Consider the following 15,551-nt stretch of genomic DNA (forward strand, 5'->3'; position numbering starts at 1 on the left):
GAGAAGGACATGGCAGAGATAGTATTAAAGAATCTAACGAAAGATTACCGGAGCAACGAAGCATACAAGACGCTTCGTACCAACATCGAATTCTCCGGATCAGATAAGAAAGTAATCGTATTCACAAGCTGTACACCGAACGAAGGGAAGAGTACCGTGACGATGGGACTTGCAGCGTCCCTCGCAGAAGGCGGCAAGAGAGTCCTGTTTGTGGACGCAGACCTTCGGAAATCCGTCCTGATGGGACGCCACAGAGTCACAGGAGAAGTGAAGGGACTGACACACTTCCTCTCCGGACAGGCCGATGTAAAAGAAGTGATCTTAAGAACACAGGAACCGAATCTCTTCGTGACATTCGCGGGACCGGTTCCGCCGAATCCTGCAGAACTGCTCGGCAGCAGAAGGTTCGAAGCCTTCCTTGACGGTGCAAGACAGGCGTATGATTATGTGATCATCGATGCGCCGCCGCTCGGAAGCGTTATCGATGCGGCGATCATTGCAAAATTCTCAGATGCATCTGTGATGGTCATCTCAGCGAAGACGATCAGCTACAAGTTCGCCAGAGTGGTAAAAGACCAGCTGGAGAAGGCAGACTGCCCGATTCTCGGCGTGGTATTGAATAAAGTAGATATGAAACAGAACAAGTATTATGGTAAATACTACGGTGATTACTATGGCAATTACGGAGAAAACGGAAAGAAATAGAGGGTGAGCGTATGAACCAGCGCGTGGTTACCGGCCTGTTGACGGCCGGATGTATAGCACTGGCAGGTGCAGGATATATGACCTATAAGAATCAGGACCGCACTGCACCGGAGATAAAAGTAGACCAGAGTGAGAAGATTGCCTATACAGAAGGAGAAGACTACGGAAAGCTTCTGGAAGGCGTGACGGCACAGGACGATAAGGACGGAGACCTGACCAGTGAGGTATTTGTAGAAAAGGTCGTGCCGGTCAGTAAGAAGAAGGCAGTTGTCTATTACGGTGTCACAGACAAGGCGAAAAATGTAGGAACAGCAAGCCGGGAAGTGACCTATCAGGAAGCAGAAGACAGTGATGCGGCAGAAGAGACCGCACAGGATACGGCTTCGGAAGATACAACGCAGAAGACGGATGAAAAGTCGGAAAAGAAGACGAAGAAGAAATCAAAAAAAGCAAAGGCAAAGAAGACTGCTGAAGAAAAGAAGACAGAAGAGACCGCACAGGATGCAGCGGCAGCAGACCAGCAGAGCGCAGACCAGCAGAGTGCGGCCCTGCAGCCGAATGGCACACGCCCGGCAATGAAGCTTGCCGAAGATGCGAAGACGATAGCCAGAGGCACATCATTCAATGCACTGAATGAAGTGACCGATGCAGTGGATGACAAAGACGATAGAGACACCTTGTTCCGCGGGCTTCATATTGACGGTAATTACAATGTGAACCAGGCAGGAACCTATACATTACAGTATTACGTACAGGACAGTGACGGTAATACCTCAGATCCGATCACATTTACACTCACTGTACAGTAACAGACGAAGGATGAATGATATGAGACAGAGACTTCTGGAAATGGAAAGAAAGAACCTGATAGGAAAACTGATCACACTGATCCAGCTTCTGGTATCGGTGATCTGCATCGTGACTGTGGCAGGCAGCGGGATGCTGCCGAAGAAGTACCTGATCTTCCTGATCGGGGCACTGGCAGTACTCTTCGGTGCGACACATATCCTGCAGTATCCGAAGAATAAGGTGCTGCGCTATACAGGTATGATCATCAGTCTCCTGATGACCATCATACTGGCGGCGATCAGCATGGGAATGATGAAGACCGATGATGTACTTAAGAAAGTCGGCGGAGCCACCTACAAGACGGATAACATGGTCGTGGTCGTGAAGAAAGGTGATTCTGCGAAGAACATCGAAGATGCCGAGGATTACCGGTTCGGTTATCAGACGGCAGTAGATCAGAAGAATACCGATAAGATGATCAAGGACATCGAGAAGAAAGTCGGCAAAGACGTGAAGACCGAAGAATACGAATCATTGACGGATGAGGCAAATGCACTTCTGAATGGAAATGTGGACGCGGCGGTGTTCAATGAGGGGTATATGAGTATGATCGATGAGTCGGTAGAGGGGTTCTCGGAGAAAGTCAAGATTCTGTATCAGTATGGAATTAAGACGAAGGTAAAAAGTGAGAAGAAAGCTGATGTGACGGAACCGTTCAATGTGTTTATCAGCGGTATTGATGTGTCCGGTCCTATTACAACGAACAGTCGAAGTGATGTAAATATTATTATGACGGTGAATCCGAATACGAAGCAGATCCTGCTCACAACGACACCGAGAGATTATTATGTTACGATCCCGGGGGTATCGGGTGATGCAAGGGATAAGCTGACACACGCAGGTATCTATGGAGTAGATGCTTCTATGGCAACACTGGAGAATCTGTATGGAATCGACATCAGTTACTATGCGAGGGTGAACTTTACATCACTGGAGACGATAGTAGATGCGCTTGGCGGTGTGGATGTGAATTCGGAAGTGGAGTTCGAAAAGAATGGATATAGCTTCCATAAAGGCATAAATCATATGAATGGAGCACAGGCACTTACTTTCTCAAGAGAGAGATATAGTTTTGCAGAGGGAGATAACCAGCGTGGTAAGGATCAGGAAGCGGTATTGACTGCGATTATTCAGAAAGCCACATCTCCGGCGATCATTAAGAGTGCTAACGAGATCCTGGCAACGATCAGTGATTGTGTAGAGACGAATATGACATCGGATGAGATGGCAAAATTCATTAACATGCAGCTTAATGACGGGGCAAGTTGGAAGATTGAATCGCAGGCGGCGTCCGGTAAGGGGGATACGCAGGCTTGTTATTCATCTGGATCACAATTATTGTATGTGATGTGGCCGGATGAAGCAGTGGTAGCAAATATAAGTGATAAGATGCAAAAAGTATTAACAGAGAAATAGTATAGGAAAAGAGAAACAGGTTATGAAAATACAGGAGAAGAAAAAAGTTCATATTCGGTGGATGTTGGTCTGCTATGATATATTGATATATTTATTGTCGGCAATATTATTGCTGAGACTATACGGAGGAAATGATAAATTATCATATACAGGCATACTTCAACAAATGTGTATATCTATGGTGTGCATATTTGGCATCCGCCTGCTTGGAAATATATATGGACAGGTATGGAGATATGGAGGCATCCAGTGCTATATGCGCCTGATCTTTGCAGATGGAATAGCATGTGTGCTCTATATGATCATAGAATTTCTTCTTCCTGTTGAAAGCATTACTTTTGCAAGAATGCTTTCTCTTGTAAGTGTAGATCTGCTTGGAGCATTAACGATACGTATGTTGTACCGCTATGCATATAAATGTGGGAACAGTAATGATATACAGGGTAGATTCTGGGCGGTGCTTCTGAAGATATTCTCGGGAATTGATGCAGGACGTGAAAAAGAAATCCAGAAAATCAAAATTGCGATTATCGGTGCAGGCCGCGTAGGTGTCGGTCTTGCAGAAGAACTGCTGAATAACGAGCAGGCATCTTACGTTCCAAGATGCTTTATCGATATTAATAAGGAAAAAGTAGGACGTGAGATTCAGGGGATTCCTGTATGGTCGGAAACGGATGCAACATTATCGAAGCTGGATGATTATGAAGTGCAGGAGATTATCTTTGCAATTCCGTCTATGGAGACAGAAAAGCGTAAAGAACTGTATGATTATTATAAGAATGCCGGCTATAAAGTGAAAATCTATGATTATCCGACGATGCATGCTGCCGGAGGGAAAAGATATCTGAGAGAGTTCGACATTGAGGAATTACTCTTTAGAAAGCCGCTGGTAGTTGCAGATGAACAGACGAATGCATATTACAAAGATAAAGTAGTATTGATCACCGGTGGCGGAGGCTCGATTGGATCGGAACTCTGCCGTCAGATGGCTAAGATGCAGCCGAAACAGCTGGTTATTCTGGACATCTATGAAAATGGTGCTTATGATGTACAGCAGGAACTGAAAATTGCCTACAAAGGAAAATTAAAGTTACAGGTTGAGATTGCGTCAATTACGAATCGAAAGGCGATGACAAGAATATTCGAACAGTATCATCCGCAAATTGTAATTAACGCCGCTGCGCATAAACATGTGCCATTGATGGAACATAATTGTATTGAGGCAATTGAAAACAATATATTTGGAACGAAAACCATGGTGGAATTATGCGAAGAATATGGTGCGGAACGATTTATGATGGTATCTACGGATAAGGCAGTCAATCCGACGAATGTCATGGGTGCCACAAAGCGTATGTGTGAGATGATCGTACAGAGTGCAAGTACACATGGAAATGTAAAGTATAGTGCAACCAGATTCGGCAATGTACTTGGAAGCGCAGGATCGGTGATTCCGCTGTTCAAAAGACAGATTGCAAATGGCGGTCCTGTGACAATCACAGACAAGAGAATCATCCGGTACTTTATGACGATTCCGGAAGCGTCTCAGCTGGTACTGCAAAGTGGTGCAATGGCGCAGAATGGTGAACTGTTTGTACTGGATATGGGAAAACCTGTGAAGATTATGGATCTTGCCGAGAATATGATCCGCTTATCCGGAGTGCAGGGGATTGAGATTGTTGAGACGGGGCTTCGTCCGGGCGAAAAGCTTTATGAAGAGTTATTGGTAAAGACAGAGGAACTGGACAAGACAGAGAACAGCATGATTTTTATCGAAAGAGATACTGCACTCAGTGCAGCCGAAATTGATGACAAACTTGCAATGTTGAAGGAAGCTTGTGCTACGGATGACGACTTGAAGGCGAAAGAAGTGTTGAGAAAGGTTGTTCCAACGTTCAAAAAACCGGAAGAGGTAAATAAGACGGCATTTAAAAAACAACATAGAGAAAATGAAGAAAATTCGAAAAAGGGAATGAAAGTTGCATTGTTTTAATGAGAATAGAAAGGAAGTATAGATTATGAAAATTCCATTTTCACCACCGGATATTACAGAAGAAGAAGTCGAACAGGTTGCAGAAGCATTAAGATCGGGGTGGATTACAACCGGACCGAAGACGAAAGAGTTAGAGCGTCAAGTGGCAGGACTGTGTGGAACAAGCAGGGCTGTATGCCTGAATTCTCAGACAGCATGTGCAGAGATGACTTTAAGACTACTGGGTGTAACGGAGGGTGACGAAGTAATCGTACCAGCTTATACATATACGGCTACAGCATCAGTAGTATGCCATGTAGGTGCTAAGTTGGTCATGGTAGATGTTCAGGATGATTCATTGGAAATGAATTATGATAAACTGGCAGATGCGATTACAGAAAAAACAAAAGTAGTTATTCCGGTTGATCTGGGTGGCGTTCCGTGTGATTACGATCGAATTTTTTCAGTTGTAGAAAGTAAGAAACATTTATTCCATCCGTCTAATGAATTACAAAAAGCAATCGGAAGAGTAGTAGTGATGGCAGATTCGGCACATGCATTTGGGGCTACATGGAAAAACAAACCGGTTGGAAGCATCGCTGATTTTTCTAATTTCAGTTTTCATGCGGTTAAAAACTTTACAACTGCAGAAGGTGGCGCGGTAGCCTGGAAGAATATTGATGGAATTGATAATGAAGAGATATATCATCAGTATCAGTTGTTATCACTTCATGGACAGTCAAAAGATGCATTGGCGAAGACTCAGCTTGGAGCATGGGAGTATGATATTGTAGGACCATGGTATAAATGTAATATGACAGATGTGACTGCAGGAATCGGTCTTGCACAGATGAAACGATATAAAGGATTACTTGCAAGAAGAAAAGAAATTATTAGAAAGTATGATGAAGCATTCAAACCGCTTGGAATTGAAGTCTTGAATCATTATACAGAAGATCATCAGTCATCAGGACATTTATATATTACAAGAGTTCCTGGTATTTCATTGGAACAGAGACAGGAAATTATTGTGAAGATGGCTGAAGAAGGAATTGCTTGTAATGTGCATTATAAACCATTAGCGATGATGACTGCTTATAAGAATATGGGATTTGATATTAAGGACTATCCGAATGCTTATAAGAGATTTGAGAATGAGATTACATTGCCGCTTCATACGAAATTGACGGATGAAGAAGTGGAGTATGTGATTGAAAAGTATTGTGCGATTGTAAAGCAGTATATATAATATGGGAGTTGGTCCCAGCTGAGAGTATGAGGAATTGTTATGAGAAAATGGGAAGATCTTCCTGAATATATGAAATGTGATGAAGTGAAAGAGTATTATGATATTCTTAGTAAAAAAAAGCTCAGCTTAGTGATGAAACGTGCATTTGATATAGTTGTCGGTACGTGTGTACTTGTTGTGACTGCAATACCGATGATTGTTATAAGTGTTAAAATTGCGACGGAATCTAAAGGCGGAGTGTTTTATAGACAGGAACGAGTTACAACTTATGGTAAAAAATTTAGAATTCATAAGTTTAGAACGATGGTTGCAAATGCTGATCAGATCGGAAGTGCGGTTACTGTTTCGGGAGATAACCGCATTACGCCAACTGGTGCGTTTCTAAGAAAGTATAGATTAGATGAACTGCCACAGATATTTGATGTGTTATCTGGGAATATGAGTTTTGTTGGAACCAGACCTGAGGTAACGAAATATGTGAAGAAGTATACGAAAGAGATGCGTGCTACATTGTTGTTGCCGGCTGGTATTACTAGTGAAGCTAGTATTCAGTATAAGGATGAAGCTGAGCTTTTAGATGCGGCAGATGACGTGGATAGAGTTTATGTGGAGAAGGTGCTTCCGGAGAAGATGAAGTATAATTTGGAGAGTATTAGGAAGTTTAGTTTTTTGAGAGAAATTGCTACTATGGCGAAGACTTTAGTGGCGGTTATGAGGTAAATAGGATGATAGACGGATTAGTGTCAATAATTATGCCTTCTTGGAATACGGGAAAGTTTATAGCAGAATCAATACAATCAGTTGTTAATCAAACATATGAAAATTGGGAGCTAATTATTGTCGATGATTGTTCAACCGATAATACGGATGAAGTTGTGGCAATGTTCAATGATAAAAGAATTAAGTATTTAAAAAATAAAAAAAATAGTGGTGCTGCATTAACAAGAAATAAAGCATTACGAGAAGCTAAAGGTGAGTGGATTGCGTTTCTGGATTCGGACGATTTGTGGACTCCAGAGAAACTTGAACATCAACTGCGCTTTATGAAAAAAAACGGGTATACTCTTTCATTTACGGAATACGAAAAGATTGATGAAAAGTCCAAGCCATTAAATATTTATGTTTCGGGTCCGAAGAAGGTAAATAAGCATAAGATGTATAATTATGATTATATTGGTCAGCTTACAATGATGTATAACGTAAAGAAATTTGGGACTATTCAGATTAAAGATATTAGAAAAAATAATGATTATGCAATAAGACTTCAGCTCTATAAAAAGCCAGAAACATGTGCTTATTTATTGAAAGAAAATTTGGCAAAGTATAGAGTTAGAAAAGTAAGCATTAGCCATGATAAGTTTAGAAAAAAATTTAAAAGTCATTATGATTTGTTTCACATGTGTGATGAAAAGTCGGTGTTAGTTGCTGCGTGGTATACTTGTTGGAATATGTTTTATGGGGTATTAAAGAAAAAAAAATATGAAAAAGAAAGATAGGAGGCTTTATGAGGGTTCAGGTTTTAGTTGCGGCAATGAATCAGTATAATCATTCTTTGCTAGAAAAAATGCATATACAATCAGATGTTATAGTGGGAAATCAGTGCGATTTTAATGGTATAGAACATTTTGAGTATAAAGGATATTCAGCTACATATTTGAATTTTGAGGAACGTGGTGTCGGACTAAATAGAAATAATACGTTGATGAGAGCTACGGGTGATATTTGTCTATTTGCTGACGATGATATGGTTTATGTTGAAAATTATCCAGAGCTTATTGAAAAGGCCTTTTTGGATTATCCAGATGCAGATATTATTGCATTTAATTTAGTGGAGAAGATTCCAACCCGTTATATTATAAAAAAAGCAAAAAGGATTAGATTTTATAATTTCCTGACGTATGGTACTGCTAGAATTGCAGTGAGATTAAGTAAAGTTAGGGAAAATGGTATTTCATTTAATTTGTGCTTTGGAGGTGGAACAGAGCACTGTCATGGGGAAGATAACATTTTTATAGCTGATTGTTTAAAAAGAGGTTTAAAAATGTATGCAGTTCCAGTTAGTATAGCAAATCTTACAGAAGAGAGAGAATCTACTTGGAATAGTGGATATAACAGGGAATATTTTTTTGATCAAGGGGTATTATATAAAACTATATCAAAAAAATTATGGAGATTATTATGTTTGCAAGATGCAGTGCGACATGCAAAAAAAGAATATAAAACCAGTTGGAAAAATGCATATACCTTAATGATTAAAGGTGGCAAGGGGCTGAAATGATGACTAATAAAATAAAAAGGGAAAATGGTGGTTTTTTTTTCCTATTATTAATTAGAATTGTATATGTTGTTACTACGATAAAAATATTAGATGGTTTGTGGTACTATGGTGGAGGATATGATATAAATTTTAATCTTCAAAAAGAAATATTTGCACTATGTATGTTTGCTGCTATGACTTTTTATTTTAAATATAATTATTATGCTAATAATTTTAAAAGCATAGTAATAAAAGTTCTTTTTACATTATATTACATACCACTTAATGCGTCGTTTTCGATTCATGATCAAACAGTGTTGTATTTTGCGATAACAAATATTTATTTTTTCTTATTAATGTTTTTTTGCTGCAAAGCAATGAGAATTGGTACAATTACAATAAGTACTAGAAGTGAGCAGGGGTTTGATAGATATGAAAAATATGATCAAAAAAAATTATTTGATTTGTTGAATAGAAGAGTTGTCCGTGTAGTTTTATTCTCGATATGTTTGTTATGTATAGCTTACAAAATTTCTTATAATGGTTTTTCTTTTTCCTTAAATATATTTGGTGATTCTGTTTATACAACTAGAGAAAGTTATGTCGAAACTATGAATACGCTGGATAGTACGGCAATAGGATATATAGTTACATTAATTATGAATTTAGCTGGTTATACGGTTCCTTTTTATCTATATTTAGCAATTAGAAAAAAAGATTATTTTGCCGGATTTGTTAGTATTATAGCTTTATTATCGATATTTAGTGTTAATTCAAGTAAAAGTGCAATGCTATTTGTTTTTATTGTTTTTGCTATTGGTTTTTTGGAGAAAAATAATCTACTTAGTAAATTTTCAAAATATTTTGAGGTTTGTATTTTTTGTGTCTTAATTCTATCTTTATTTACATATTTAATTTTTAAAAGATATGATTTTTATTTTTTAATATTACGTAGAGAGATGTTTTTACCAGCTTGGCTTGATACAAAATATTATATGTTATTTGAAAATGCTCCGAAACTAGTCTGGTCTCAAGGCACTTTTTTGTTACAAAAGTTAATTCCTAGTATATATTCAACAGGATATTTACAAATGATAAATAATAATTATTTTGGAGGATATGTTCCGTCGCCAAACACAGGTTTGTTTGCAGATGCGTATATGAATTTTGGAATTATTGGTATAATAATATACCCTCTGTTAATTAGCTTTGTTTTAAATAAAAGTGAAGGTATATATCGAAAATATGGTTTGGGTATAATGACTGTTATGGCTGTTAAATTAGCAATTCATTTGACTAATGTACCACTTCTGAGAACAGATTTTATTCTTTCGTATTTTTTGTTTACATTTATTTTATGGCTTGTTTCAAAAGTTAAATAATTAGTAAATGAGGTGATGTTTGGATGGATAAAGAGGAAAAAATAAAAGTTACAGTATATTGTTTGGCATTTAATCATGCTAATTATATAGAACAGACACTTATTGGTTTTGTTTCTCAAAAAACAAATTTTGCAGTAAAATTTGTTATTCATGATGATGCTTCAACAGATAATACTGCTGAAATAATTAGAAGATATGAAAAAAAATATCCAGATTTAATATATGGAATTTATCAACAGGAAAATCAGTATTCAAAAGGAGAAAGAATTTTGGCAAAATTTATTCTTCCGCATGTAAAAGGAGATTACATTGCAGTGTGTGAAGGTGATGATTATTGGTCAGATTCATCTAAATTGCAGAGACAAGTGGATATGTTAGAGGCAAATAGTAATTGCTTTATGAGTGTTCATAAAACAAAAGAGATATATGAAAATGGGATATCGACAGGCTTCTATTTTCCTAATGAAAATTTAGAAACGGGTATTATAGAACGTGATGATTTTTTGAAATTGAGATATGGTTTTCATACAAGTTCCTATATGTTTAGAAAGAATGAATGGGTAGAATATATTAATAATCCACCAAGTTTTAAGACTACATATGGGGTAGGTGATGTCCCTTATCTTTTATATTTTGGTGCGTTAGGAGATGTGGCATATGTTGGTCGAGAAATGTCATGTTATCGTCGAGGGGTTGCAACGAGTTGGACTGTGCATCATGCTAGGTTAAATGTAAAAGAATTAACTAATCATGCATCACAGATTTACAAGATGTATGTTGAATTTGATAAATATACGGATGGACAGTTTAAAGAAATATGTATGAGTCGTGAAGCTGTGTATAAAATGCAAGAAATGGTTTTGAAAGAAAAACCAAGAGAATTGTTAACAAACGAGTATAGACAATTGATACGGTATTTGCCTATAACAAGAAAGGTGTTTTTGGTATTGTCGTTGGTTCTACCTAAAGTATTAAAAAAGGTATATATAAGACATTTGGAGTTTAATAATAACAAATGGCTAAAGAACAGGAGATAATATGAACAGTAAAACAGTTTTTACAAATTTAATATGGAGATTTGCAGAACGTTCGGGTGCACAGTTGGTAAAATTTTGCGTGGAATTAATTCTAGCAAGGATATTGCTTCCAGATGATTATGGACTAATAGCCTTAGTTACTGTTTTTATTACAATATCAAATGTTTTTGTAGATAGTGGGTTAGGAAATGCATTAATTCAAAAAAAAGATGCAGATCAAACTGATTTTTCTACAGTTTTTTTCTTTAATCTTGTTTGGTGTTTGATATTATATGGTTTGTTGTTTTTTCTGGCACCGGTTATAGCTAGCTCTTTTTCCCAACCAGAATTTTCGGCAGTTTTAAGAGTTTTAGGGTTACAGATAATTATTTCTGGAGTGAAAAATGTTCAACAAGCATATGTTTCTAAGAACTTTATGTTCAAAAAATTTTTCTTTGCAACGTTAGGAGGTACAATAGGGGCTGCGGTATTGGGCATATGGATGGCGTATCAGGGGTTTGGTGTATGGGCGTTGGTTGCTCAGCAATTGTTTAATGTAACTGTTGATACAATAATATTGTGGATTACAGTCAAATGGCGCCCATCGAGGGAGTTTTCGTGGAATAGATTTAAAAGGTTGTTTGCCTATGGATGGAAATTGCTAGCATCAAGTTTGCTAGAAGCTGTTTATAATAATATTAGGCAGTTGATTATTGGTCGGTTTTATTCATCGGGAGATTTAGCATTTTATAATAGAGGAAGACAATTTCCAGATTTTATAACATCAAATGTAAATAGTTCTATAGATAGTGTTTTACTACCTACATTAGCATCAATACAGGATAGAAGGGAACAAGTAAAACAAATGACAAGGAGGGCTATCAAAACGAGTACATATATTATGGCTCCATTAATGTTGGGCTTAGCTGCTGTTGCAGAGCCGATGATACGAGTTATACTCACAGAAAAATGGTTACCCGCATTGCCATATCTTAGGATTTTTTGTATAACATTTATGTTTTACCCGCTTCATACTGCAAATTTGAATGCAATTAAAGCTTTGGGAAGAAGTGATTTGTTTTTAAAATTAGAGGTTATTAAGAAAATTATTGGAATTATAGTTTTGATTTTAACTATGAAGTTGGGAGTGATGGCAATGGCATATAGTTTGCTATTTACTACACTGACCAGCCAAATAATTAATTCGTGGCCTAATAGAAAATTGTTGGATTATGGATATATGGAACAAGTAAAAGACATTATACCAAATATTATTTTGGCATGTATGATGGGAATAATTGTATATCCAGTAAAATATATCGAGATAAATAGTTTGTTTATTCTATTAATTCAAATATTCATAGGTATAGTTATATATTTAACAGGATCATTTGTCTTGAAGTTAGATACATTTAATTACTTAGTTGAAATTGTAAGATTATATATAAGAAAAAGGAGTATATAAGATGTCGAAAATATTAGTAACACGTTCTTCGATGCCTTCATATGAAGAGTATTGTGAAGAAATAAAGGATTTGTGGGAGAGTCACTGGATAACGAATATGGGGACAAAGCATCAGAGACTTCAACTTGAACTCGAAAAATATCTAAATGTTCCACACTGTATTCTTTATACGAATGGTCATCTAGCTTTAGAAAATGCTATTGCAGCTTTGAATTTGCCGAAAGGTGGAGAGGTAATTACGACCCCATTTACATTTGCATCAACTACACATGCTATTGTAAGAAATGGACTAATACCGATTTTTTGTGATATAAAAGAGGATAATTATACGATTGATACTGAAAAGATAGAAGCATTAATTACTGATAATACAGTAGCAATTGTTCCGGTTCATGTATACGGAAATATTTGTGATGTTGAAGAGATTGATCGAATTGCAAAAAAATATGGCTTAAAAGTAATTTATGATGCGGCACATGCATTTGCAGTAAAATATAAAGGAAAATCGTCTGCAAGTTTTGGTGATATATCTATGTTTTCGTTTCATGCTACGAAAGTTTTTAATACAATTGAAGGTGGTTGTGCATGCTTTAAAGAAGATTCTTGGGTGACATTATTAAATGACATGAAAAATTTTGGCATACATGGTCCGGAATCCGTGGAATATGTTGGTGGAAATGCAAAAATGAATGAATTTCAAGCAGCTATGGGTTTGTGTAATATGAAACATTTAGATAAAGAAATAGCAAAGAGAAAAAAAGTCGTTATGAGATATAGAGAAAGGTTGTCAGGTGTAGATGGAATAAGGCTTTCAAAAATTCAAAAAGATGTGGAGTCAAATTATGCTTATTTCCCAGTGGTGTTTGATGAATATAAATATACAAGAAATGAAGTCTTTGAGCTATTGGCTGAAAATAACATAGGGGCTCGAAAGTATTTTTATCCATTAACTAACAGCTTTGAATGCTATAGAAATTATCCAACAGCAGGAACAGAAAAAACACCGGTAGCACAGCATATGGCTCTTCGTGTACTTACTCTTCCTCTCTTTGCAGATCTTAGTTTGGCGGATGTGGATAGGATTTGTGATTTGATTTTAGATTAAGAATATAACTTACATAAGGAGGACGAGAAAATCATGGATTTAAGTAGTTCAGGTAAAACAATTGCAAAATTGCGAAAATCTGCAGGATTTACTCAGGCCTCTTTGGCTGAACGGCTTGGAATTAGCGATAAAGCGGTTTCAAAATGGGAAAGAGGAGTTTCCCATAGTTAAAGATACCACACCAAATATGATGAACCCACGCTTATACACTACCAGCTATAATAAACCGCAAGGACAGCAATTTGATGATACTGCTGTCCTTTCTTTTATAAAATTGCAGTACACATAAAAAAGCTGTAAAATGATAAATATATTTGTCCTTGTAACATTTCACGGACATTTGCCTGTTATACTATCTGCAAAAAGCAAAGGAAGTGAGGATATGAAGCAGATTTTAATTGTCGAGGACGACAGTTTTTTGAATAAGATGTTGGCCTATAACCTGACAGCAGACGGCTACGGCGTGACTTCTGCCCTAAATGCCAGAACCGCAGCCGAAGCCATCCGCCAGCGGGAATTTAATTTAGTGCTGCTGGACATCAACCTGCCGGACGGGAACGGTTTTGAACTGTGCAAGCTGATAAAGCCCCAGCACCCGGATACCATCGTGATTTTCCTGACCGCCAACGATCAGGAAAGCGACCAGATACGGGGCTATGAGGTGGGCGCGGTGGACTACATCACAAAGCCCTTTGTGATCGGGGCCTTGCAGCGGAAAATCAAAGCCATGTTCGCCATGCTGGAACACCACAAACCGGCCAAGGACATTTACGACGACGGGCGGCTGTTTCTGGACTTCTCGGAACAGACGGCTTCCTTAAATGGCAAGCCCCTGACCCTATCCCCGATGGAGTACAAAATGCTGAACCTGTTCCGCAAAAATCCCCGGCAAGTGCTGACCCGTGGGCAGCTTTTGGAAAAGCTGTGGGATATAGACGAAAGGTTTGTAGACGAACACACCCTGACAACTTCTATCAGCCGGATTCGCAGCAAGATTGAATCCGACGGCGGCGCGCCCTACATCAAGACCGTTTACGGCATGGGCTATCAATGGACGGGAGGCGAGGCAAAATGAAGTTTCAAAACCTCTCGGTAAAGCGGCTGTTTGGCCGGGTGGCAATAGGGTTTGCCCTCTCCATGTCCGGGATCACCATAGCCCTTTTTCTTGTGACAAAACAGACGGCGGTGCTGCTGACGGGCGGGGCGCTGCTGTTGTGCGCCCTTGTAGGGATTTTTGTACTGACGCAGGCGTTTGGAAAACGGTTATCACAGTTTACCGCTGACCTGTGCCAGACCTTAGACCACATGATTGCCGGAAATGAAGCGCCCCAGCGGCCAGAGGACAGCGAAACCCAGCTTGCCAGAATCGGACACCGGCTGGCAAGGCTTTACCAGATCATGCAGGAGAACCGCCGCCGGGTGGACGAGGAACGGCAGGAGTTACAGACCCTTGTATCGGATATTTCCCATCAGGTGAAAACGCCGGTAAGCAATCTGAAAATGGCGACGGACACCCTGCTGGAAAAGCCTATGGCCGAGGCAGAGCGCACCGACTTTATCCGGGGAATCCGCAGCCAGACGGATAAGCTGGACTTTCTCTTTCAGGCCCTTGTGAAAACCTCCCGTCTGGAAACAGGCGTGATCCAGTTGGACAAGAAACCGGGCCGCCTCTTTGATACCGTGGCACAGGCCATGAGTGGGATCGTGTATGCAGCGGAGAAAAAGGAAATCGCCGTGTCCGTGGACTGCCCGGAGGATTTGACCGTTTCCCATGACAGCAAGTGGACATCGGAAGCCCTCTTTAACCTGCTGGACAATGCGGTGAAGTACACCCCGGCAGGCGGGAAAATCGCTGTGTCTGTGGTGCTGTGGGAAATGTATGTGGAAATCAAAGTGACCGACACTGGCAAGGGCATTTCCGAAAGCAATCAGGCCGCTATCTTCCAGCGCTTCTATCGTGAGGAAGAAGTACACGAACAGCAGGGTGTGGGCATTGGCCTGTATCTGGCCCGCGAGATCGTAACGCGGCAGGGTGGCTATATCAAAGTGGTTTCGGAGCCGGGCAAGGGTTCGGAATTTTCCATTATGCTTCCCTTGCGTTGAGAGAAACTTTCTGCTTCGGGTCAAGTTGGCCC

General features: G+C 39.0%; 15 protein-coding genes. All 15 read left to right on the forward strand.

The features are described from left to right. The first annotated feature begins 9 nt into the window (after positions 1–9). The 15 genes from GT508_RS07020 (at position 10) to GT508_RS07090 (ending at position 15,519) form a co-directional block, all read left to right on the forward strand. Complete coding sequence (locus tag GT508_RS07020; RefSeq protein ID WP_161143866.1) at positions 10–705, forward strand: CpsD/CapB family tyrosine-protein kinase; 696 nt, start codon at positions 10–12, stop codon at positions 703–705. Between the two features lie 11 nt (positions 706–716). Beyond that, positions 717–1,514, forward strand: coding sequence for an immunoglobulin-like domain-containing protein (locus GT508_RS07025; RefSeq protein ID WP_161143867.1), 798 nt, complete (start codon positions 717–719; stop codon positions 1,512–1,514). A 19-nt stretch (positions 1,515–1,533) separates the two neighbouring features. Further along, complete coding sequence (locus tag GT508_RS07030) at positions 1,534–2,970, forward strand: LCP family protein (RefSeq protein ID WP_161143868.1); 1,437 nt, start codon at positions 1,534–1,536, stop codon at positions 2,968–2,970. Between the two features lie 178 nt (positions 2,971–3,148). Then, on the forward strand, positions 3,149–4,963 hold the full coding sequence (locus GT508_RS07035) for a polysaccharide biosynthesis protein (RefSeq protein WP_243144089.1): 1,815 nt from the start codon (positions 3,149–3,151) through the stop codon (positions 4,961–4,963). A gap of 25 nt (positions 4,964–4,988) precedes the next feature. Beyond that, positions 4,989–6,191 (forward strand): DegT/DnrJ/EryC1/StrS family aminotransferase, encoded by a 1,203-nt coding sequence (locus tag GT508_RS07040; RefSeq protein ID WP_161143870.1) that lies wholly within the window; start codon positions 4,989–4,991, stop codon positions 6,189–6,191. Between the two features lie 39 nt (positions 6,192–6,230). Beyond that, positions 6,231–6,911: a sugar transferase gene (locus GT508_RS07045; protein ID WP_161143871.1), complete on the forward strand. Its 681-nt coding sequence runs from the start codon at positions 6,231–6,233 to the stop codon at positions 6,909–6,911. Between the two features lie 5 nt (positions 6,912–6,916). Then, positions 6,917–7,687 carry a glycosyltransferase family 2 protein gene (locus GT508_RS07050; protein ID WP_161143872.1) on the forward strand — a complete coding sequence of 257 codons (771 nt, stop codon included), beginning with the start codon at positions 6,917–6,919 and terminating at the stop codon, positions 7,685–7,687. A gap of 8 nt (positions 7,688–7,695) precedes the next feature. Further along, positions 7,696–8,469 (forward strand): glycosyltransferase family A protein, encoded by a 774-nt coding sequence (locus tag GT508_RS07055; RefSeq protein ID WP_161143873.1) that lies wholly within the window; start codon positions 7,696–7,698, stop codon positions 8,467–8,469. Then, positions 8,466–9,830, forward strand: coding sequence for an O-antigen polymerase (locus GT508_RS07060; protein WP_161143874.1), 1,365 nt, complete (start codon positions 8,466–8,468; stop codon positions 9,828–9,830). Before GT508_RS07055 ends, GT508_RS07060 begins: the two co-directional genes overlap by 4 nt. 23 nt (positions 9,831–9,853) lie before the next feature. Then, positions 9,854–10,867 carry a glycosyltransferase gene (locus tag GT508_RS07065; protein WP_161143875.1) on the forward strand — a complete coding sequence of 338 codons (1,014 nt, stop codon included), beginning with the start codon at positions 9,854–9,856 and terminating at the stop codon, positions 10,865–10,867. A 1-nt stretch (position 10,868) separates the two neighbouring features. Beyond that, on the forward strand, positions 10,869–12,311 hold the full coding sequence (locus GT508_RS07070; RefSeq protein WP_161143876.1) for a lipopolysaccharide biosynthesis protein: 1,443 nt from the start codon (positions 10,869–10,871) through the stop codon (positions 12,309–12,311). A gap of 1 nt (position 12,312) precedes the next feature. Continuing rightward, positions 12,313–13,416, forward strand: coding sequence for a DegT/DnrJ/EryC1/StrS family aminotransferase (locus GT508_RS07075; protein ID WP_161143877.1), 1,104 nt, complete (start codon positions 12,313–12,315; stop codon positions 13,414–13,416). 33 nt (positions 13,417–13,449) lie between these two features. Further along, the gene (locus GT508_RS07080; RefSeq protein WP_161143878.1) at positions 13,450–13,587 is read left to right on the forward strand and encodes a helix-turn-helix domain-containing protein; all 138 of its coding nucleotides are present in this window, start codon (positions 13,450–13,452) and stop codon (positions 13,585–13,587) included. A 211-nt stretch (positions 13,588–13,798) separates the two neighbouring features. Beyond that, positions 13,799–14,491: a response regulator transcription factor gene (locus GT508_RS07085; protein ID WP_007890426.1), complete on the forward strand. Its 693-nt coding sequence runs from the start codon at positions 13,799–13,801 to the stop codon at positions 14,489–14,491. Next, positions 14,488–15,519, forward strand: a complete 1,032-nt coding sequence (locus tag GT508_RS07090) for a sensor histidine kinase (RefSeq protein WP_055192238.1) — start codon at positions 14,488–14,490, stop codon at positions 15,517–15,519. Before GT508_RS07085 ends, GT508_RS07090 begins: the two co-directional genes overlap by 4 nt. The last annotated feature ends 32 nt before the right edge of the window (positions 15,520–15,551 follow it).

This window comes from Dorea sp. BIOML-A1 (genome assembly GCF_009875615.1).
Taxonomy (GTDB): Bacteria; Bacillota; Clostridia; order Lachnospirales; family Lachnospiraceae; genus Dorea_A; species Dorea_A amylophila.

Bases quoted from the DNA above. Each gene is read 5' to 3' on its own strand.
- GT508_RS07020 (WP_161143866.1), top strand. From the start codon at position 10: ATGGCAGAGATAGTATTAAAGAATCTAACGAAAGATTACCGGAGCAAC.
- GT508_RS07025 (WP_161143867.1), top strand. From the start codon at position 717: ATGAACCAGCGCGTGGTTACCGGCCTGTTGACGGCCGGATGTATAGCA.
- GT508_RS07030 (WP_161143868.1), top strand. From the start codon at position 1,534: ATGAGACAGAGACTTCTGGAAATGGAAAGAAAGAACCTGATAGGAAAA.
- GT508_RS07035 (WP_243144089.1), top strand. From the start codon at position 3,149: ATGGTGTGCATATTTGGCATCCGCCTGCTTGGAAATATATATGGACAG.
- GT508_RS07040 (WP_161143870.1), top strand. From the start codon at position 4,989: ATGAAAATTCCATTTTCACCACCGGATATTACAGAAGAAGAAGTCGAA.
- GT508_RS07045 (WP_161143871.1), top strand. From the start codon at position 6,231: ATGAGAAAATGGGAAGATCTTCCTGAATATATGAAATGTGATGAAGTG.
- GT508_RS07050 (WP_161143872.1), top strand. From the start codon at position 6,917: ATGATAGACGGATTAGTGTCAATAATTATGCCTTCTTGGAATACGGGA.
- GT508_RS07055 (WP_161143873.1), top strand. From the start codon at position 7,696: ATGAGGGTTCAGGTTTTAGTTGCGGCAATGAATCAGTATAATCATTCT.
- GT508_RS07060 (WP_161143874.1), top strand. From the start codon at position 8,466: ATGATGACTAATAAAATAAAAAGGGAAAATGGTGGTTTTTTTTTCCTA.
- GT508_RS07065 (WP_161143875.1), top strand. From the start codon at position 9,854: ATGGATAAAGAGGAAAAAATAAAAGTTACAGTATATTGTTTGGCATTT.
- GT508_RS07070 (WP_161143876.1), top strand. From the start codon at position 10,869: ATGAACAGTAAAACAGTTTTTACAAATTTAATATGGAGATTTGCAGAA.
- GT508_RS07075 (WP_161143877.1), top strand. From the start codon at position 12,313: ATGTCGAAAATATTAGTAACACGTTCTTCGATGCCTTCATATGAAGAG.
- GT508_RS07080 (WP_161143878.1), top strand. From the start codon at position 13,450: ATGGATTTAAGTAGTTCAGGTAAAACAATTGCAAAATTGCGAAAATCT.
- GT508_RS07085 (WP_007890426.1), top strand. From the start codon at position 13,799: ATGAAGCAGATTTTAATTGTCGAGGACGACAGTTTTTTGAATAAGATG.
- GT508_RS07090 (WP_055192238.1), top strand. From the start codon at position 14,488: ATGAAGTTTCAAAACCTCTCGGTAAAGCGGCTGTTTGGCCGGGTGGCA.